At 65.4% G+C, this 18,369-nt stretch carries 15 protein-coding genes; 10 read left to right on the top strand and 5 right to left on the bottom strand.

Annotation, left to right across the window (positions count from 1 at the left end; translation table 11 throughout):
* The first annotated feature begins 5 nt into the window (after positions 1-5).
* The 7 genes from S7S_RS02220 (at position 6) to hemH (ending at position 8,525) form a co-directional block, all read left to right on the top strand.
* Positions 6-1,271 (top strand): inorganic phosphate transporter, encoded by a 1,266-nt coding sequence (locus tag S7S_RS02220; RefSeq protein WP_008739393.1) that lies wholly within the window; start codon positions 6-8, stop codon positions 1,269-1,271.
* A gap of 142 nt (positions 1,272-1,413) precedes the next feature.
* On the top strand, positions 1,414-2,742 hold the full coding sequence (gene argA, locus S7S_RS02215) for an amino-acid N-acetyltransferase (protein WP_008739394.1): 1,329 nt from the start codon (positions 1,414-1,416) through the stop codon (positions 2,740-2,742).
* A gap of 64 nt (positions 2,743-2,806) precedes the next feature.
* Positions 2,807-4,657 (top strand): dihydroxy-acid dehydratase, encoded by a 1,851-nt coding sequence (gene ilvD, locus S7S_RS02210; protein ID WP_008739395.1) that lies wholly within the window; start codon positions 2,807-2,809, stop codon positions 4,655-4,657.
* 1 nt (position 4,658) lies between these two features.
* Positions 4,659-5,987 (top strand): DsbA family protein, encoded by a 1,329-nt coding sequence (locus tag S7S_RS02205; RefSeq protein WP_144401566.1) that lies wholly within the window; start codon positions 4,659-4,661, stop codon positions 5,985-5,987.
* A gap of 20 nt (positions 5,988-6,007) precedes the next feature.
* Positions 6,008-6,391 carry an MAPEG family protein gene (locus tag S7S_RS02200; protein WP_008739397.1) on the top strand — a complete coding sequence of 128 codons (384 nt, stop codon included), beginning with the start codon at positions 6,008-6,010 and terminating at the stop codon, positions 6,389-6,391.
* Positions 6,391-7,407, top strand: coding sequence for a 2Fe-2S iron-sulfur cluster-binding protein (locus S7S_RS02195; RefSeq protein ID WP_041025917.1), 1,017 nt, complete (start codon positions 6,391-6,393; stop codon positions 7,405-7,407). The genes S7S_RS02200 and S7S_RS02195 overlap by 1 nt, the downstream gene beginning before the upstream one ends.
* 68 nt (positions 7,408-7,475) lie before the next feature.
* Positions 7,476-8,525 (top strand): ferrochelatase, encoded by a 1,050-nt coding sequence (hemH, locus tag S7S_RS02190; RefSeq protein ID WP_008739399.1) that lies wholly within the window; start codon positions 7,476-7,478, stop codon positions 8,523-8,525.
* Positions 8,526-8,582: 57 nt separating this feature from the next.
* Here hemH and S7S_RS02185 read toward each other — a convergent pair whose 3' ends face one another.
* The 4 genes from S7S_RS02185 to hemC are packed head-to-tail and all read right to left on the bottom strand — an operon-like array spanning position 8,583 to position 12,548.
* Positions 8,583-9,833: a heme biosynthesis HemY N-terminal domain-containing protein gene (locus S7S_RS02185; protein ID WP_008739401.1), complete on the bottom strand. Its 1,251-nt coding sequence runs from the start codon at positions 9,831-9,833 to the stop codon at positions 8,583-8,585.
* Positions 9,830-10,858: a uroporphyrinogen-III C-methyltransferase gene (locus S7S_RS02180; protein WP_008739415.1), complete on the bottom strand. Its 1,029-nt coding sequence runs from the start codon at positions 10,856-10,858 to the stop codon at positions 9,830-9,832. The genes S7S_RS02185 and S7S_RS02180 overlap by 4 nt, the downstream gene beginning before the upstream one ends.
* A 32-nt stretch (positions 10,859-10,890) precedes the next feature.
* Positions 10,891-11,616 (bottom strand): uroporphyrinogen-III synthase, encoded by a 726-nt coding sequence (locus S7S_RS02175; RefSeq protein ID WP_008739416.1) that lies wholly within the window; start codon positions 11,614-11,616, stop codon positions 10,891-10,893.
* On the bottom strand, positions 11,616-12,548 hold the full coding sequence (gene hemC / locus S7S_RS02170; protein WP_008739417.1) for a hydroxymethylbilane synthase: 933 nt from the start codon (positions 12,546-12,548) through the stop codon (positions 11,616-11,618). The genes S7S_RS02175 and hemC overlap by 1 nt, the downstream gene beginning before the upstream one ends.
* Positions 12,549-12,867: 319 nt before the next feature.
* Here hemC and S7S_RS02165 point away from each other — a divergent pair, with 319 nt between their 5' ends.
* Both S7S_RS02165 and S7S_RS02160 read left to right on the top strand, forming a co-directional pair.
* Entirely contained in the window at positions 12,868-14,163 is a 1,296-nt protein-coding gene (locus tag S7S_RS02165; protein ID WP_041025916.1) for an NAD(P)/FAD-dependent oxidoreductase, read from the top strand.
* Positions 14,164-14,427: 264 nt separating this feature from the next.
* Positions 14,428-14,826, top strand: coding sequence for a DUF4168 domain-containing protein (locus S7S_RS02160; protein WP_082027605.1), 399 nt, complete (start codon positions 14,428-14,430; stop codon positions 14,824-14,826).
* An 84-nt stretch (positions 14,827-14,910) separates the two neighbouring features.
* Here S7S_RS02160 and S7S_RS02155 read toward each other — a convergent pair whose 3' ends face one another.
* The gene (locus tag S7S_RS02155; RefSeq protein ID WP_008739433.1) at positions 14,911-16,233 is read right to left on the bottom strand and encodes an ATP-binding protein; all 1,323 of its coding nucleotides are present in this window, start codon (positions 16,231-16,233) and stop codon (positions 14,911-14,913) included.
* Between the two features lie 160 nt (positions 16,234-16,393).
* Here S7S_RS02155 and S7S_RS02150 point away from each other — a divergent pair, with 160 nt between their 5' ends.
* A complete protein-coding gene (locus S7S_RS02150) occupies positions 16,394-18,250 on the top strand; it encodes a hypothetical protein (protein ID WP_008739435.1) in 1,857 nt (618 codons plus the stop codon).
* Positions 18,251-18,369 lie beyond the last annotated feature (119 nt).

Here is an 18,369-nt window from a genome sequence, read left to right as displayed (position 1 = left end):
GCAGCATGGATATCATCATCGCCAACAGCACCACCATTCTCGTCCTGGCCTGCGCCTTCGGCTTTCTGATGGCCTGGGGCATCGGCGCCAACGACGTCGCCAACGCCATGGGCACCTCGGTCGGCAGCCGTGCGCTGACCGTGAAGCAGGCGATCATCATCGCGATCATCTTTGAAGCCGCCGGCGCCTACCTGGCCGGGGGTGAAGTGACCCAGACCATCCGCTCCGGCATCGTCGACAGCGAGGTCATGGCGGACACCCCCCACCTGCTGGTGTACGGCATGATGGCCTCGTTGCTGGCCGCCGGCATCTGGCTGGTAGTGGCGTCCGCCTTCGGCTGGCCGGTGTCCACCACGCATTCGATCGTCGGTGCCATCGTCGGCTTCGCGGCGGTCGGCATCGGCATGGACGTGGTGCACTGGGACAAGATGGGCAACATCGTCGCCAGCTGGGTGATCTCGCCGCTGTTTGCCGGGGTCATTTCCTACGCCCTGTTCCGCAGCGTGCAGAAGCTGATCCTCAACACCGATGACCCGTATGCCCAGGCCAAGCGCTATGTGCCGGTCTACATGTTCATGACCGGCTTCATGGTCGCCATGGTGACGTTCACCAAGGGGCTCAAGCACGTCGGGCTGCACATGAGCACGCCGGCCAGCGTGCTGTCGGCGGTCATTGCCGGCCTGGTAGTGGCCGCGGTCGGTGCGACCCTGCTGTCCCGCATCAAGCCCGATGCGCAGGCGGCAAAACAGTTCCGCTTCGCCAATGTGGAGAAGCTGTTCGCGGTACTGATGATCTTCACCGCCTGTGCCATGGCCTTTGCCCACGGCTCCAATGACGTGGCCAACGCGGTCGGCCCGCTGGCCGCGATCTACTCGGTCGTGTCCACTGGCGGTGATGTGGCGGCCCAGGCGGCGGTGCCAAACTGGGTGCTGTTGCTCGGCGCGGTGGGGATCGTGTTCGGCCTGGCCATCCTCGGCGCCCGGGTCATGAGCACGGTCGGCAGCAAGATCACCGAGCTGACCCCGAGCCGTGGCTTCGCCGCCGAACTGGGCGCGGCCTCCACCGTGGTGATCGCCTCCGGTATCGGCCTGCCGATCTCCACCACCCACACGCTGGTGGGGGCGGTGCTCGGGGTCGGCATGGCGCGCGGCATCAGCGCACTGAACCTGCGCGTGATCAGCACCATCTTCACCTCCTGGATCGTGACCCTGCCGGCCGGCGCCGGCCTGTCGATCCTGTTCTTCTACATGCTTACCGGCATCTTTGGCTGATTTGAGTGGCGCGTCGGACGTCTGACGTCGGACGTCTGACGCGAAAAGCTCAAGCCCCCCTGGCGCCCGGCGCCGCATTACAGCCCCGGCCCCGCTGATCTATACTTGCCTGTCGCACACTCAACGCAGCAGGTTCTATCCCATGGATCAGCCCGCCCGGGACGCCACGCAGGACTACGTCGCCTGGTTCCGCAATTCCTCGCCCTATATCAATGCGCACCGGGGCCGCACCTTCGTGGTGATGATTTCCGGTGAGGCGGTGCAGGAGCCGGGGTTCCACCACATCATCCATGACCTGGCGCTGCTCAACAGCCTGGGCATCCGGCTGATCCTGGTGCACGGCGCCCGCCCGCAGATCAGCGCGCGACTGTCGGCGCAGAACATCTATACCCGCTTCGAGCGTCACACCCGCATCACCGATGCCGCTGCGCTGGAGGCCGCGCTGGACGCAGTCGGCGCCGTGCGGCTGCGTATCGAGGGGCTGTTCTCCATGGGGCTGGCCAACTCGCCGATGCACAACGCGAGCATCCAGGTGGTGTCCGGCAACTTCGTCATCGCCAAGCCGGTCGGCGTGCGCGACGGTTTCGACTACCAGCACACCGGCGAGGTACGCCGGGTGCAGGTGGACGCCATCCGCCGCCAGCTGGATGACGGCAACATTGTGCTGCTCTCGCCCATCGGCTGCTCGCCCACCGGCGAGTTGTTCAACATGAACTCCGAGGAAGTGGCCTCGACCACCGCCATCGCCATGAAGGCCGACAAGATCATCTACCTCGGCGAAGACACCGGCGTGGTGGATGCCGATGGCCGGCTGGTGCGCGAAATCTCGCCGCAGGAGGCCGGGCAACTGCTGGCCCGCGAGATCATCCAGAACCCGACCACCGAGCGGCAACTCACCGCCGCCTGCCACGCCGCCAGCAACGGCGTGGCGCGCGCGCACCTGGTCAATTTCCGCGAGGACGGTGCACTGCTGCGCGAGCTGTTCACCCGCGACGGCTGCGGCACGCTGGTGACCCGGGAAAACTACGAGAACGTGCGCGGCGCCTATATCGAAGACGTCGGTGGCATCCTCGAACTGATCGAGCCCCTGGAAGCCGCCGGGGCCCTGGTGCGCCGCTCGCGCGAGCGGCTGGAAGCCGAGATCAAGCGCTTTACCATCACCGAGCGCGATGGCATGGTGATCGGGTGCGCGGCCCTGTATCCGTTCAACGACGGCCAGTCCGGCGAGATCGCCTGCGTTGCCGTGCACCCGGACTACCGCAACGCCGACCGCGGCCGCAAGCTGCTGGAGCATCTCGAGAAGCGCGCCCGCAGCCAGGGCATCCACACGCTGTATGTGCTGTCCACCCTGACCGCGCACTGGTTCCAGGAACAGGGCTTCGCGCCGATTCCGGTGGACGAACTGCCGGGCGAGCGCAAGAGCCTGTACAACTACCAGCGCAACTCGAAAGTATTTCGCAAACAGCTTTGACGTCGCGGCCCTGCCGCCACGACACCGACCTGAGCAAACTGAACCACTGACACTGAGAACCGACATGCCAGACTATCGCTCCAAGACATCCACCCACGGCCGCAACATGGCCGGCGCACGCGCGCTGTGGCGCGCCACCGGCATGAAGGACGGCGACTTCGGCAAACCGATCATCGCCATCGCCAACTCCTTCACCCAGTTCGTGCCCGGCCACGTGCACCTGAAGGACATGGGCCAGCTGGTCGCCCGCGAAGTGGAGCGGGCCGGCGGCGTGGCAAAAGAATTCAACACCATCGCCGTGGACGACGGCATCGCCATGGGCCACGACGGCATGCTGTATTCGCTGCCCAGCCGCGACATCATCGCCGACTCGGTGGAGTACATGGTCAACGCCCACTGCGCCGATGCGCTGGTGTGCATCTCCAACTGCGACAAGATCACCCCGGGCATGCTGATGGCCGCCATGCGGCTGAACATTCCGGTGGTGTTCGTTTCCGGCGGTCCGATGGAAGCCGGCAAGACCAAGCTGAGCGACACCAAACTCGATCTGGTCGACGCCATGGTGATCGCCGCCGATGACAGCGTGGACGACGAGACCGTGGCCGAATACGAGCGCAGCGCCTGCCCCACCTGCGGCTCCTGTTCCGGCATGTTCACCGCCAACTCGATGAACTGCCTGACCGAAGCGCTGGGCCTGTCCCTGCCGGGCAACGGTTCACTGCTGGCTACCCACGCCGACCGCGAGCAACTGTTCCTGGAAGCCGGCCGCACCGTGGTGAAACTGGCCGAGCGTTATTACCGCGACAACGACGAGCGCGCCCTGCCGCGCAACATCGCCACGTTTGAGGCGTTTGAGAACGCCATGTCCCTGGACATCGCCATGGGCGGTTCCACCAACACCGTGCTGCATTTGCTGGCGGCGGCCATGGAAGGCAGCGTGGACTTCACCATGAGCGACATTGATCGCCTGTCGCGCAAAGTGCCCTGCCTGTCGAAAGTGGCGCCGGCGACACAGAAATATCATATGGAAGACGTACACCGCGCCGGCGGCGTGATGGGCATTCTCGGCGAACTGGATCGTGCCGGCCTGCTGCACCGGGACATCCCCACCGTGCACTCGCCCACCATGGGCGAGGCGCTGGAACGCTTCGACATCATGCGCACCAGCGACGAAGCGGTGAAAAAAATGTTCACCGCTGGCCCGGCGGGCATCCCGACGCAGACCGCGTTCAGCCAGGACACCCGCTGGCCGTCACTGGACACCGACCGTGCCGAAGGCTGCATCCGTGACCTGGAACATGCCTACAGCCGGGACGGCGGCCTGGCCGTGCTGTACGGCAACATCGCCGAGCGCGGCTGCATCGTGAAAACCGCCGGCGTGGACGACTCCATTCTGGTGTTCACCGGCCGTGCGCGCGTGTTCGAAAGCCAGGACTCCGCCGTGAAAGCAATTCTGGCCGACCAGATCGTCGCCGGCGATGTGGTGGTGATCCGCTACGAAGGCCCGAAAGGCGGCCCGGGCATGCAGGAAATGCTCTACCCGACCAGCTACCTGAAATCGAAAGGCCTGGGCAAAGCCTGTGCGCTGCTTACCGATGGCCGTTTTTCCGGCGGCACCAGCGGCCTGTCCATCGGCCACGCGTCACCGGAAGCCGCCGAGGGCGGCGCCATTGCACTGGTGCAGGAAGGCGACACGATTCATATCGACATTCCGCAGCGCACCATCGAACTGCAGGTCAGCACCGAAGAACTGGCGCACCGCCGCGCACAGATGGAAGCCCGTGGCGGCCTGGCCTGGAAGCCGAAGGAAATGCGCACCCGGCGCGTCTCCACTGCACTGAAAGCCTACGCGGCGCTGACCACCAGCGCCGACCGTGGCGCGGTACGCGATCTCTCTCAGATCGGCGCTGACTGACATGAAAGCAATCCTCATGCCCTGGCTGGCAGCCTTGCTCACCAGCCAGGGCCTGCGGGATCTGAACCGCCGCCGCGCCGAGTTGCGCCGGCGTCTCACCCGCCAGCCGCATATCATGGATGTCTGGCTGCGCGTCGACGATCCGTACTCCTGGCTGTTGATACAGGTGTTGCCCGCCTTCGCCGCGCATTTCGGCGTGCAGGTGCGGCCTCATGTGATGCTGTATCTGGATGCGCAGATGACCCCGCATCCGGAACTGCTCGGCCCGCTCGCCGCCCGGGACGCACAGACGTTGGCGGCGCTGCATGGACTGGTATTTCCCGACGCCCTTGCCCTGCCCGATCATGAGCGCAGCCTGCTCGCCAGCGCCATCCTGCTGCGCCACGAACAGGACCCGGCGTTCTTCAGTATTGCTGCGGAAGTCTTCAGCGCTCTCTGGCATGGCCACGACCTGACGCCGCTGGTCCAGGCCCATGCCCCGCTGCCGCTGGACCAGACCCGGCTGGCAATGGAAGCACGCCGCGACAGCTACCTGCGAGAGGGCCATTATCTGTCCGCCATGCTGCGCTACGGCGGCGAATGGTACTGGGGCATCGACCGGCTCGATCACCTCGCCGAGCGCTTGCAGGGGCTCGGACTGGGCGAGCGCAGCGCCTGGCCCACGCCCTATGGCCGTGCCAAATATCTGTCGCTGCCGACGCCGGCATCCGACGCCAGCGGCCGCACGCTGACGCTGTTCTACTCCTTCCGCAGCCCGTATTCCTGGGTGGCGCTGTCACGCGTGTTCGCACTCACCGATCACTACCGCCTGACGCTGGATATCCGCCCGGTGTTGCCGATGGTGATGCGTGGCCTCGCGGTGCCCAGCGCGAAACGTTTTTATATTCTGCGCGACGCCGCCCGCGAAGCTGCACTGCACAAGGTCCCGTTCGGCCGCGTGTGCGACCCGGTCGGCACCGGCGTGGAACGCTGCATGGCACTGTGGCCGTTTGCCGAAAAAGAAGGCCGCCTGCGCGAGTGGCTGGCCGCTGCTGGCGAAGGCATCTGGAGCCAGGGCATCAACGCCGCCAGCGACAATGGCCTGCATGCGTTGTGCGTGGCCGCCGGGCTGGACTGGCACCGCGCGAAACGCTGGCTCAACGACGACGGCTGGCGCGAACGCGCCGAGGCCAATCGGGCCGAAATGCTCGCCGCCGGCAGTTGGGGCGTGCCAACCTTGCGCATTGATGGCACCCTCTGCTGGGGCCAGGATCGCTTCGCCTTGCTGGAGCAGGCCCTTCAGGAAAACGGGGCACCCACGTCCTCGCCTGAATATCACAACAACGCCTGATCACACGGAGAGATTCGATCATGACCACTGCCTATTGGTGCATGCTTGTCGCCATTTTCCTGCCCTATGTGTTTACCGGACTGGCCAAGTTCCGCGGTGACTTCGGCCCGAAACAGAATCACAACCCGCGCGAATTCCTGGAAGGGCTGCAAGGTTCGCGCAAGCGCGCGCACTGGGCGCAGCAGAACAGTTTTGAAGTGACGCCGGCGTTTCTCGCCGCCGTGCTGGTGGCACAGATGGTCGGCACCCTCCCGCAAGCCACGCTGGACTGCCTGGCCATCGCCTGGGTAGCCAGCCGCCTGCTGTTCGGCATCTGCTATATCGCCGACTGGGCCACGCTGCGTTCACTGGTGTGGTTCGCCGGCATGGGCCTGATCGCCGCGATGTTCATCATGAGTGCCTGATGCCCGACACCTTTCGCATCATCGTCACCGGCAAGGGGCAGTACCTCGCCAACGCCGGAGACACCCTGCTCGAAGCCGGCCAGCGCGCCGGCTTCGGCTTTCCCAGCGCCTGCCGCAATGGCAATTGCCTGCGCTGCCAGGGCACCCTGCTGCACGGCAGCCTGACCCAGCGCATCGGTAACCTGGCAAGCAATACCCGCACGGTGTATGCGGGCGATGCCGACGCGGCGCGGGTGCTATACTGCGTCGCCCACGCCCTTGAGGACTGCGAGATCACCGTGCCCGACATCACCGCTCCGGGAGAGCTGCCGGTTTCCGACGTCAGTTGCCAGATCACCGCCATTGATACCCTGAACCACGACGTCAGCCGTGTCATGCTGCGCCTGCCGGCCGGCCGCAAACTGCGCTGGCACGCCGGGCAGTATCTGATGCTGGCCCTGCCCGCCGGCGACAGTGCCTTTTCCATTGCCAACGCCCCCGGCGGCCGCGACATCGAACTGCATGTGCGCCATAACGCCGAAAACCCGCCGTCGCTGGACGTGATCGAGGCACTGCGCCAGGACAGCCTGGTGCGCGCACGGCTGCCGTTCGGCGAACGCTTTATTGGCGAGACACTGCCGGACAGGCCGGTCTGGTTCATCTGCGGCTCCACCGGCTTCGCACCGGCCAAGGCAATGATCGAGCACCTGCTGGCCAGCGGTTTTCAACACCCCATCCATCTGTACTGGGGCGCCCGCACCGAAGCCGATCTCTATCTGCCTGCCCTGCCATTGCAATGGGCCGCCGCGCACAATCTGCGCTATGTGCCGGTACTGTCAGAAAGCGCTGACACCGCCTACCGCAGCGGACTGGTACACGAAGCCGTGCTGGCCGACCTGGGCGACCCGGCCGCAGCGGAATTTCATATTGGCGGTTCACCGCCGATGGCCTGGGCGGTGTTCGATGCGCTGGCCGGGGCCGGTGTACCCGCCGACAACATGCATTCCGACGTGTTCGACTACGCCCCGCGCGGCTGACGGTTCACGCCGGCTTGCCGCAGCAGGGATAATCATCGCCAGCCCTTGTTCACCGGAGACACAGCCCCATGGCCTATCGCGGCAGTGCCGACCTGCTTACCGGCGACAGCGGACGCATCGGCGTCCTGATCACCAATCTCGGCACACCGGACGCGCCGACCACGCCGGCATTGCGCCGCTACCTGCGCGAGTTCCTGTCCGACCCGCGGGTGGTGGAAGTGCCACGACTGATCTGGTGGCTGGTGCTGAATCTGGTGATCCTGGTGATTCGCCCACCGCGTTCCGCAAAAGCCTACGCCAGCGTCTGGACCGAGCGTGGCTCGCCGCTGATGTTTCATACCGAAGACCAGTGCAGCGCGTTACGCGAGGCGTTACACGCCCGCTTCGGCAATGAGCTGGTGGTGGAGTTCGCCATGCGCTATGGCACGCCCTCGATCAGCAGCACGCTCGACACCATGCAGCGCGCGGGCGTCACGCAGCTGATCGTGCTGCCGCTGTATCCCCAGTATTCCGGCTCCACCGGTGGCTCGACGCTGGATGCGGTCAACGCCGACCTGTGCCGCCGGCGCTGGGTGCCGAGCCTGCATTTCATCAGCGACTATCACGATTTTGATCCGTATATCGAGGCGATGGCGGAGCGCATACGCACCCACTGGGCCGAGCATGGCCGTGCAGATCGCCTGCTGCTGTCCTACCACGGTATCCCCAAACGCTACGTCACCCAGGGCGACCCGTATCAGCAACAGTGCCTGGCCACCTCTGCCAAACTGAGGGCCGCACTGGGGCTCGCGGAGGAGGAGTGCCTGACCACCTTTCAGTCCCGTTTCGGCCGCGAGGAATGGCTCAAGCCGTACACCGACCACACCCTGAAAGCCCTGCCGGGTGAGGGCGTGCGTTCGGTGCAGGTATTCTGCCCCGGCTTTTCGGCGGATTGCCTGGAGACGATCGAGGAAATCGGTGAGGAAAACCGTGAGTACTTCATGGAAAGCGGTGGCGAGCGTTATGAGTATATTGCGGCGTTGAATGCTACGTCGGCGCATATTGAGGCGCTGGCGGATTTGGTGGGGCCAGTGGTTGCGGGGTGGGTCGGACGTTGGACGTCGGACGTCGGACGCTGAAAACCGGAACGTCCGACCTCCACGACTCGTCGTGTGTTTCTTCTTTTGCGTCCGACGTCAGACGTCCGACGTCCGACCACGCTCCGGCAGCGGCAAACTCGGCAACTGCTGCCGCTGCACGCCAAGTTGCCGGTGCAACATGTCACGCGCACGCGGCTCATCGCCCAGCGCATCGTACAGGCGCGCCAGTTCTGCCATCGCCGTGCCGCTGCCGCTCTGCGCAGCGGTTTCAAAGAAACTGCGCGCCTTGCCCCACAGTTTTGCTTTCAGCGCCACCCGCCCGGCGGTAAGCAGCAACACCTGATTGCCGGGACGCTCCTGCAGCCAGCGCTCCAGCCGTGTCAGCAACTGTTCCGGTGGTACGTCATTGATGGCCTCCAGCACCGCCGGCAGGCCGTCGTCCCAGCGCTTGTCCAACTCGCCGGTGACGATTTTCAGTGCGCCGGCGCCGTCTTCCAGTTGTGCCAGATAACCCGCGTACTGCGCGCGCAGCTGGGGTTCATGGCGCAGCTCGGCGGGCATTTTCTTCCATAGCCTGTGCAGGGACTCCCGACGCTGCGCAGCGTCGGTAAAGCCGGGCTGTGTGGCGGCCTGACGCATGCGCGCATGCCAGGCGCGGCGTTCGCGCAGATCGAGGTTGGCGTCCAGGCTCAACCGGCGCAGCGTCGGGATCAGTTCGCAGACCGCCGCCCAGTCGCCCGCGCGGCTATACGCTTCGGCCAGCAGTTGCAGCAGCACCGGGCTGTCGCCATGGCGTGGTCGTTCGGCGTCGAGCAGTTCGCGGGCACGGGTCGGGTTGTTGTCGGTCAGTGCAAAGCGCGCCGCCAGCAGCGCGGCCGGCAAACGGCCACGGGGAAAGTCCGAGGCATTGCGCAGCCAGTAACGCTCGGCATCGCCATCGCCCCGCTGGCGCGCCGCCACGGCGGCGGCCAGCAGCGCCGGCAACGGCCAGTCGGTCTGGTTCGCGGCGGCACGCAACTGTTCTTCGGCCTCGCGCCAGTGACCGGCAGCCAGCGCCAGCAAGCCATTCTGCAAACGCAGCGATCCGGCGCGGCGACGGCGCCAGTGGCTCCAGCTCGCCGGGGTCAGCAGTTGCCACAGGGGCCCTGCCAGCACGGTCAGCAGTACCAGCGCAAAGGCGCCGGCCAGCAACACCAGCACCAGAAACGCCAGTGAAGTTTCCAGCTCTGTGCGGCCCCGCACGATCAGCACATAACCCGGCTCACGCAGCAGGAAGTTGCCCAGCCATAACGCCAGGGCCAGCGCAGCGGCAAAAATGACGAACAGGACCAGCAGCCGCCGCTTCATTGTTGCGCCTCCCCGGCACGCGCCTGTTTCAGGGCCGCCAGTCCGTCACCGATATCGGGCAGTGCGCGTGTGACCGGTACGGCGCGCAGTTCGGCCAGCGCCTCACGGAAAGCGATTACTGCCGGATCACTGTCCGCAAACCACTCGGCCAGCAGCGTATCGGCGCGCTCCAGTGCCGCGTCGTACAGGGGAGCACGGCCCTGCATCAGTGCCAGCCGTGCTTCCTGCAGCACGCTTTCCAGATTCAGGCGCAGCAACTGCCGGCTGTCTGCCTCCAGCGGCAACGGCACTGCGCCCTGGTGGCGGCGCACCTGCACCGGCAGGCGTGACAGCAGGCGTTCCCAGAATGACGGCGGCGTGGCAGACGGCGCGACAGGTTGCGCCTGTTCGGCTGCCGGTACGGCAGTGCGCTCACGGCGCGGCAATACCAGCTCCGGCACCTGTTGCTGCAGGCCGTCCAGCCGCAGCATCACCGCCACCAGATCAACATGGTCGGCAGCGGCCAGTTTCTCGATATCCGCTGCCAGCGCAGCGCGCAGGCGGACCGTCTCCGGCGCCTCACTGCGTGCCAGCACCTCGTCGGCGGCGCGCAACAGCCGGCGGGCCGCCTCCGGGTCGCCGGTCAGCAACAGTTGCTGCTCGGCCAGGCTGGCCAGGGAAATCGCTTCGTTGATCAGCCAGTGCTGTTCACCTGATACCGGCGCGGCCTGCTCGCGGGCCGCCAGCTCGGCCTCCATCTGTGCCATGCGCTCCGTGGCAGCGCGGTGCTCGGCCGCCATGTCGCCGGCCAGTTGCTCGTGGCCGTGCTGCAGCGCGGCCACCGCTGCACGCCAGTCGCCCTGGTGGCGCTGCAGCCCCTGCCACCACTGCCAGGCAAAGAAGGCGCAGGCCAGGATCAACAGAAGCAGCAGCAATGGTCCCAGCCAGCCGCGCTTGCGGCGCTGTGGCGTGCGCGGTGGTGGTCGTTTCGGCGGCACTGCCTGGGGCGCGGGCGTATCGCCCTTGGCCGGGGCAGCCGGTGCCACAGGGGGCGTGTCTGAGGGAGGGGTGGGAGGTGTTACCGGTTTTTCATCAGGTGTTGTGTCAGACATGCCACCATATCCTCGTCGTGCGGGCTCGCCGCCACTGTCAGGTTTCCGTACCCCGCCGCGCGGATAGCGGCGCCGATGCGTGCGCTGCCCGCCACCAGCAACATCTGTTGTGGCGGACGGTGCTGCTGCAAACAGTGCCAGCTTTCCACGCTGGTCACCAGTGCCACATCCACTGGCGGTGCCGGCCACTGAAACGCCGGATTGCAGACGCGGCGATACAGCGCCACTTGGTCCACCCGTGCGCCACGGGTCGCCAGTGTCTCGGCGAACAGGGGGCGGCCACCTTCACCGCGCAGTACCAGCACCTGTTTTTCATCCAGGGACTGCAGCGCGGGCAGCGCCAGCACGGCTTCGGAATTGAAACCGCTCTGCGGCACTTCGGCAGGCAGACCGGCGTCGATCAATACGGCGGCGGTGGCTTCACCGACCGCGATCCAGTGCACCCCGACGGGCCACTGCGGCCAGTAATCGGCCAGCGCCTCGACCGCCCGCCGCACAGCGTTGGTGCTGACCAGGAATACCGCGTGATACTGATCCAGGTTCATCAGGTAGCCGCGCTCACGCGCGTCCAGCACGCGCGGCTCGATGCACAGGGTGCTCTGGTGCAGCGGAATAAACCCGGCCCCGGCGAGCAACGCCATCACCGGGGCTTCCTGCCCGGCCGGCCGGGTCACCAGCACGCGCAGGCTCATCAGGCGCGCCCGTAGATCTCGCCGAGAATACGGTCGGCGCCCTGCGCCAGCAGCGCATCGGCGACACGGATGCCGAGGGCCTCGGCGTCGGTGCGCGGGCCCCGGGCCTCGGCGCGCAGCACCTCGCTGCCGTCTTCGCTGGCCACCAGGCCGCGCAACCAGACCGTGTCGCCCTGCAGTTCGGCATAGCCGCCGATCGGCACCTGGCAGCCGCCTTCCAGGCGCCGGTTCATGGCCCGCTCGGCCACGACCCGGTCCCAGGTATCGACATCGTTCAGCGGCGCCAGCAGGGCGGCCACCGCGTCGTCGTCAGCACGGCATTCAATCCCGACCGCGCCCTGGCCTACCGCCGGCAGGCTCACCTCCGGCGGCAGTTCGCAGCGAATGCGCGCGTCCAGTGCCAGCCGCTTGAGGCCTGCGGCGGCCAGCAGAATGGCGTCGAATTCCCCTGCGTCGAGCTTGCCCAGGCGCGTCTGTACATTGCCGCGCAGGCTGGTCACCGACAGGTCCGGCCGCTGCGCCCGCAGCTGTGCCTGGCGGCGCAGGCTCGACGTGCCGACGCGGGCGCCCTGCGGCAGTGCTGCCAGGCCGGTGTACTGCGGCGAGACAAACGCGTCGCGGGGATCGTGCCGTTCACAGATCACCGGCAGCGCAAAGCCTTCCGGCAGCACCATCGGCACATCTTTCATCGAGTGCACCGCGATATCGGCACGGCCGTCGCGCATCGCCTCTTCCAGTTCCTTCACGAACAGGCCCTTGCCGCCGATCTTCGCCAGCGGGGTATCCAGGATCTTGTCGCCCTGGGTCTTGATCCGCACCAGCTCCACGCGCAACCCGTGATGCAACGCTTCCAGGCGTTGCTGCACAAATTCCGCCTGCCAGATGGCCAACGGGCTGGAACGGGTCGCGATGCGTATCAGGGTGCTGCTCATGGTTTCTCCTGTGTCATTCACCCGGCCCTGTCGGGCCATCGGGAGGCCGAAGTGTAGCCGAAACAGGCGCCCGGTGCGGCATGCAGCGACTTCCGTCGCACACCGGATGGACCGGCCAGTCGCACAAAATTACACCTGCCGACCTATGGACTTGTTGGGTTCAAGGTCTAAACTGCGCGCTTTCACGGGCCATCCATCACCCTGACCCGTGCCTGCGGCTGTCTTCGCCCGCGGGGGACCCTGCCACGACGCCCCGTGGTGGCAGGCCGGGAAATCCCGACGGATTTCCGCACTCTCCACCGACCATCCGGAGGTATGCATGGGGGCAGCAAAAATCCTGGTTATCGGCGGCGGCGCCGGTGGCCTGCCACTGGTCACCTTTCTGGGCCGCAAACTGGGCAAGCATCATCTCGCCGACATCACCCTGGTGGACAGCAGCAGCATCCACGTATGGAAACCGCGCTACCACGAGGTCGCCACCGGTGCCATTGATGCCGATCTGGATGCGGTGGACTACCGCGCCCATGCGCGCCTGAACCACTACCGTTTCGAGCCCGGCACCCTGACCCAGGTCGACGCCGCCGGACAGACCGTGACGCTGGCGCCCGTACATGACCAGCAGGGCGAAGAAGTCCTGCCCGAACGCAAGCTGGCCTACGATTACCTCGTGCTTGCCGTGGGCAGCCAGAGCAACGACTTCAATACGCCCGGCGTGCGCGAGCACGCACTGTTTCTCGACAGCCGGCAGCAGGCAGATCGCTTTCGCGAGCGCTTCCTCAACGCCTGCCTGCATGCCAATCACGTCAATGCACCGCTGTCGGTGGCCATTGTCGGCGGCGGCGCCACCGGTGTGGAGCTGGCAGCGGAAATCCACCATGCCATTTCCATGCTCAAGCTGTATGGCCACGAGCACCTGGACCGCAAGCAACTGAATGTGCATCTGATCGAAGCCGCGCCGCGCATCCTGCCGGTGCTGACCGAGCGGGTCTCCGCCACGGCACACGCACGGCTGGAAGCGCTTGGCGTGCAAGTGCATGTGAACACGCTGGTGGAACGCGCAGAGCCAAACACCTTTGTGGTCAAAAACGGCGACGACATCACCGCCGACCTGCTGGTCTGGGCGGCGGGGGTAAAAGCCCCGGATGTCCTCGGCGGTATCGACGGCCTGGAGCGCAATCGCATCAACCAGATCGTGGTCGAGCCGACGTTGCAGGCGAAGGGACAGCCGCGCATTTTCGTCATCGGTGACTGTGCCGCCTGCCTGCTGCCCGGCAGCGAGAAACCGATTCCGCCCCGTGCGCAATCGGCCCAGCAGATGGCCCAGCACATGGCGAAGAATTTCGAGCGTCTGCTGCAATATGACAAGCCACTGCAACCCTTTACCTACAAGGACCGTGGCTCGCTGGTGTCGCTGAGCCAGTACAACTCGGTGGGCATGCTGATGGGCAACCTCAAGGGCGGCAATTTCTTCGTCGAGGGCTGGCTCGCACGCATGATGTACATCAGCCTGTATCGCCTGCACCAGGCCGCGCTGTATGGCTGGCCGCGCACGCTGATGTTGCTGGTCGCCGGCCGCTTCAACCGGCTGGTGCGTCCACGCCTGAAACTGCACTGACGGCACGCACGCTGCGCCACACGCCACCGGCTGGCGTGTGGCGAATCAACAGAATTTTGCACCGCCACCCCTTCTCTCACCCTTCGCGAAACATTTTCTTACAGGCCCGAAACCCGCGGCTCATGCGGGATGCAGCCGCATCGCGTGACCCAGTTCCGGGCTCGCGCCGGAACTTCTGTCTTCAAGCCGGTCGGAATTGCACAGGAACGGCATGCACGAGCACTGCATAAAGTTTCCATGACTATCAGCCACTGAAGGAGAAGCATGATGCAAATCCGACTGAAACCCCTCGTTATCGCCGTTGCCGCCATGGGCCTGGGCAGCATGGCGTTCGCCGACAACGCCGGCACACCGCAATCGCCGGCTCCGGCGCCGGGTGCGGCTCAGAATCAGGCGCCGGCAGCGGCTGCCGAAGTCAGTGATGAAGAGCTGGAGAAATTCGCGGGCGCCCACAAAAAAGTGGAGGAAATCCGCGAGAAATATGTCAGCGAGGCCCAGCAGGCCGATGACCCGGAAAAGGTCGCTGAAGTGCAGATGAACATGCAACAGGAAATGGTGGAAGCCGTGCAGGATGAAGACCTGGACGTGGGCACCTACAACCGTATCGCGCAAATGCTGCCGTATGACGACAACCTGCGGCAGCGCGTGGAAGGCATGCTCTGAACAGTCTGGTCCGTCTGTTCAGGCAGTAACCGGGCGCCTTCGGGCGCCCTTTTTTATGCTCAGAAAACAAGCCGGCTGTTTTCTTTACCGCACCCGTGCCGACAGCGCCTCCGGCTGCACGAACCTCCCAGTCACTGGCAACCGGATTTCCACCTGCAGCCCACCATCCGGGTGATTCACCAGACGCACCTGCCCATGGTGCATGTCCACGATACGTTTCACGATCGCCAGCCCCAGACCGGAACCGGTCACGGTGCGCGCTTTCTCGCCTCGCGAAAAAGGCTGCAACAATGTCGGGATATCTTCATCCCGTACACCCTGCCCATGATCGCGCACCGTCAGCACCACGTCCTGGCCTGACAGTTGCGTGGAGACTTCCACCGGCGGCTCGCCATATTTCATGGCGTTGGTCATCAGGTTGGTCAGCAGGCGCTTGAACGTCAGCCGCTTGAGCATCAGGCGCGGTACATGACGCAGGTCAATATCCAGATCAAGGTGATCAAACTTGGCGCAGACATCTTCCACCAGCACATTGATGTTTTCGTAACTGGCCACTTCATCCGCGCCGTCGCGGATAAAACCGATGAACTGTTCGAGGATCGCGTCCATGTCCTCGATGTCGCCAATGATGCCTTCGGAAAGTTCTTCATCCGCAATAAACTCCGCCGACAGCCGCAGGCGCGTCAGCGGCGTACGCAGGTCGTGCGACACGCCCGCCAACAACAGTGCGCGATCACGCTGCGCCTGCGCCAGCTCGCGTGTCATGCGGTTGAAGGCGCGGTTCACCGCATTGATTTCTTCCGGCCCGTTGCGATCATTCAGCGGCGGCACCGGATCACCCCGGCCCACCACGGCAGCCACCTGTTCCAGTCGTTTCAGGGGCCGGTTCAGACCGCGCGCGATCAGCAGGCCCGCGATCACCGCGAACAACGGCACGGTCACACCCCAGCCCACCAGCAGGTAACGGTCGTAATCACGGAAAAAGGTCATCGGCACGCGCAGCCACTGCCCCTGAAACGAGGGTGTATTGATCCACAGCACCGGACGACGGCTGTCCTCAAAACGGATATTTACCGGCTCACCAAACAGTTCCTCGATCTCCAACCGGAAACTGTTCACCACCGGCCGGCTGATCAATGGCACCTGGCTGTCCTCGGCGGACGGCGGCGTGGCCATCATGATGCCGCTCACCTCGCCCAGCCGGGCAGCGGCTTCTGCGTCGCGGGTTTCTTCGTATACCGACAGCTCTGCCTGCAACAGCGTCAGGCGCGAATATTCCCGGATACCCGGCAGGTAGGCATTGCGCGCAAAGAACCACAGCGTCAGCACCTGAGTCAGGAAAATCACCAGACCGACCACCACCGCTGAGCGGGCAAAGGCGGTTCTGGGAAGCAGGTTGATGCGCATGCAGTACATTCCTGTCGAGGGACGTGCGGACGAGCTGCACTCATACTAACCGAAAGCCCCCGGCCGCGCTTTCCTGCGCCGCCCCCTTGTTTCAGGGTGCCGCTTGCCCTGTTCCGGTTTTTACACTGCCTGTCTTTCCTCTCACGACAGGACGTTCATCATGACTGCATTCGCTTACCGGCTGCCCTGGTGCGCCGCCCTTCTCGCCACCACGCTGCTCAGTGCCTGCGGTGGCGACGGCGGCAGCCGCCAGAACCCCAATGGCCTGCACGGCACCGCCGCCGTGGGCGCCGGCATCGCCAGTGGCACCGTCTCTGCCCGGTGCGCCGACGGCACCGGCTTTACCGATACCGTTACCACCGCGGCCAACGGCACCTGGCGCGGTAGCCTGGCCAGCGCTGCCGCGCTGCCGTGCGCATTGCGTGTGGAAGGCGGCACGCCCGTGGTCACGCTCTACAGCCTGGCCACCCGGGCCGGCAATGTGAACATTACGCCACTGACCGACCTGGCGCTGGCGTTGCAGATCAATGCGCTGTCCGGCCAGGCGCTGCCGGACTGGTTCGCCGACCCGGCCACTGGCGATGCCGGCCTGGACACGCTGGCTCCGCAGCTGGCCAGCGCGGCCACGGCGCTGCGCACCGCGCTGGTCAACGCGGGCTACACCCCGCCGGGCAGCTGGCCCAACGGCAGCACGGCGCCCTTTACGGCGCCCTTCACCGCCAACCCGGCCAGCGACCCGTATGACCAGTTGCTGGAACAGCTCGGCGACGGCAGCCAGGGGAGCGGCCTGGACAGCCATGAGGCGTTGCGCGCCAGTTTCACCAGCGGCGCCAGCCTGCCGCAAGCGCCAGCGAGCGGCGGCACAGGCAGCGGCACCTCCGCAGCCACGGTGAACGCCGCGCTGACCGGCACCTACTCGCTGGTGTTCTATGCGGGCGGCGGCGAAGGCTGCGGCAACGCCTGTGATTTCGTCGACGAACAGGCCGTGAGCGTGGTGGTCGGCGAGGACAACACACTGAGCATTGAGGGCACGGTACTCGGCAATCCTTACCACCGTCTTTTTGGCGGCACCCCGCACCTGCCAGAAATCATCTGGCGCGATGGCGACGTGGAGTACGCGCTGAGCAGCAACGACACCGGCACTTTCAATGAAATCAACGTCGGCGATGCCTCACGCCCGCAGGGCCCGTTCGGCGTGCCGGTGTTCCTCGGCCAGTTGCGCGCCGAACAGGCGGACACGCCCGCTGCCGAAAAGCTCGGCCCGCTGAACGGTGTCTATTCGTCGACGCTGGTGGAAAAATCACCGACTTTCAGCGGCAACAGCGCCCTGACACCTGGCAGCAGTGTCTTTGTGGAGATTGATGCACAGGGCGTTGTCACCGTGGACGGCTATCAGTTCGACCCGGCAGACCCCAGCTACCGTTTTAACGATTACACCACCAACCCGAGCCGTCCCGAATTTGCCTACCACCTGAGCAGAGAGGAAAGCGCCTCGCAGACACTGAGCTTTGATGTGATTGTCAGCCCGGACATGCTGATACCCGTGGCGTGGCGCCTGACACGCACGACACAGCTTGGCGAGGGTGTCTTTTCCAGCAGCACGATAGAACTGGAGGAACGCCCCTTGCCGGACGAAGAGACAGCACTCCTGAGCGAACTCAAGGCACTGGGCGACATTACGCTGACGGTGATCGAGGATGACACCAGCTACAACAGCGGCTACGCGCTGTGCGATGTGCTGCGCCTGAGTGTCAGCGACGACGGCGCCGTCAACAGCTGGCGCTATGCACTGGTGAAGGCGAGCAACGGCACCACGCTGTCATCGGAATTTTACCGCCGAAGCTACGGTCGTTATGTTGAAGAAAGCGGGGGCCGTCGCATCGGCTTCCTGCGCAACCACCTTCTGCTGCGTGAGGACAATCAGGTGGAAGTGCAAGCCCGCTTCCTCGGCAACCTGAAAGACCGCGCCAGCAGCGACCCGGCGGAAATCAGCGCCGCCGGTTGCGCCAGCAACTGACGCCTGCTCTGCCCGGCCGCCATGCGGCCGGGCAGAATCCGGCCAGACCTTGATGCACGTCAGTGCATGCCCTGTTGCCCCGGTTACTCTCGGTACGGACCAGGACAACAAGATGACCC

The organism is Isoalcanivorax pacificus W11-5, assembly GCF_000299335.2.
Classification (GTDB): domain Bacteria; phylum Pseudomonadota; class Gammaproteobacteria; order Pseudomonadales; family Alcanivoracaceae; genus Isoalcanivorax; species Isoalcanivorax pacificus.
The sequence above is the reverse complement of the archived record's forward strand: the minus strand, read 5'-3'. Positions and strand labels throughout refer to the sequence as shown.

Coding starts and splice junctions, on each gene's coding strand:
- S7S_RS02220 (WP_008739393.1), top strand. CDS start 6: ATGGATATCATCATCGCCAACAGCACCACCATTCTCGTCCTGGCCTGC.
- argA (WP_008739394.1), top strand. CDS start 1,414: ATGGATCAGCCCGCCCGGGACGCCACGCAGGACTACGTCGCCTGGTTC.
- ilvD (WP_008739395.1), top strand. CDS start 2,807: ATGCCAGACTATCGCTCCAAGACATCCACCCACGGCCGCAACATGGCC.
- S7S_RS02205 (WP_144401566.1), top strand. CDS start 4,659: ATGAAAGCAATCCTCATGCCCTGGCTGGCAGCCTTGCTCACCAGCCAG.
- S7S_RS02200 (WP_008739397.1), top strand. CDS start 6,008: ATGACCACTGCCTATTGGTGCATGCTTGTCGCCATTTTCCTGCCCTAT.
- S7S_RS02195 (WP_041025917.1), top strand. CDS start 6,391: ATGCCCGACACCTTTCGCATCATCGTCACCGGCAAGGGGCAGTACCTC.
- hemH (WP_008739399.1), top strand. CDS start 7,476: ATGGCCTATCGCGGCAGTGCCGACCTGCTTACCGGCGACAGCGGACGC.
- S7S_RS02185 (WP_008739401.1), bottom strand. CDS start 9,833: ATGAAGCGGCGGCTGCTGGTCCTGTTCGTCATTTTTGCCGCTGCGCTG.
- S7S_RS02175 (WP_008739416.1), bottom strand. CDS start 11,616: ATGAGCCTGCGCGTGCTGGTGACCCGGCCGGCCGGGCAGGAAGCCCCG.
- hemC (WP_008739417.1), bottom strand. CDS start 12,548: ATGAGCAGCACCCTGATACGCATCGCGACCCGTTCCAGCCCGTTGGCC.
- S7S_RS02165 (WP_041025916.1), top strand. CDS start 12,868: ATGGGGGCAGCAAAAATCCTGGTTATCGGCGGCGGCGCCGGTGGCCTG.
- S7S_RS02160 (WP_082027605.1), top strand. CDS start 14,428: ATGATGCAAATCCGACTGAAACCCCTCGTTATCGCCGTTGCCGCCATG.
- S7S_RS02155 (WP_008739433.1), bottom strand. CDS start 16,233: ATGCGCATCAACCTGCTTCCCAGAACCGCCTTTGCCCGCTCAGCGGTG.
- S7S_RS02150 (WP_008739435.1), top strand. CDS start 16,394: ATGACTGCATTCGCTTACCGGCTGCCCTGGTGCGCCGCCCTTCTCGCC.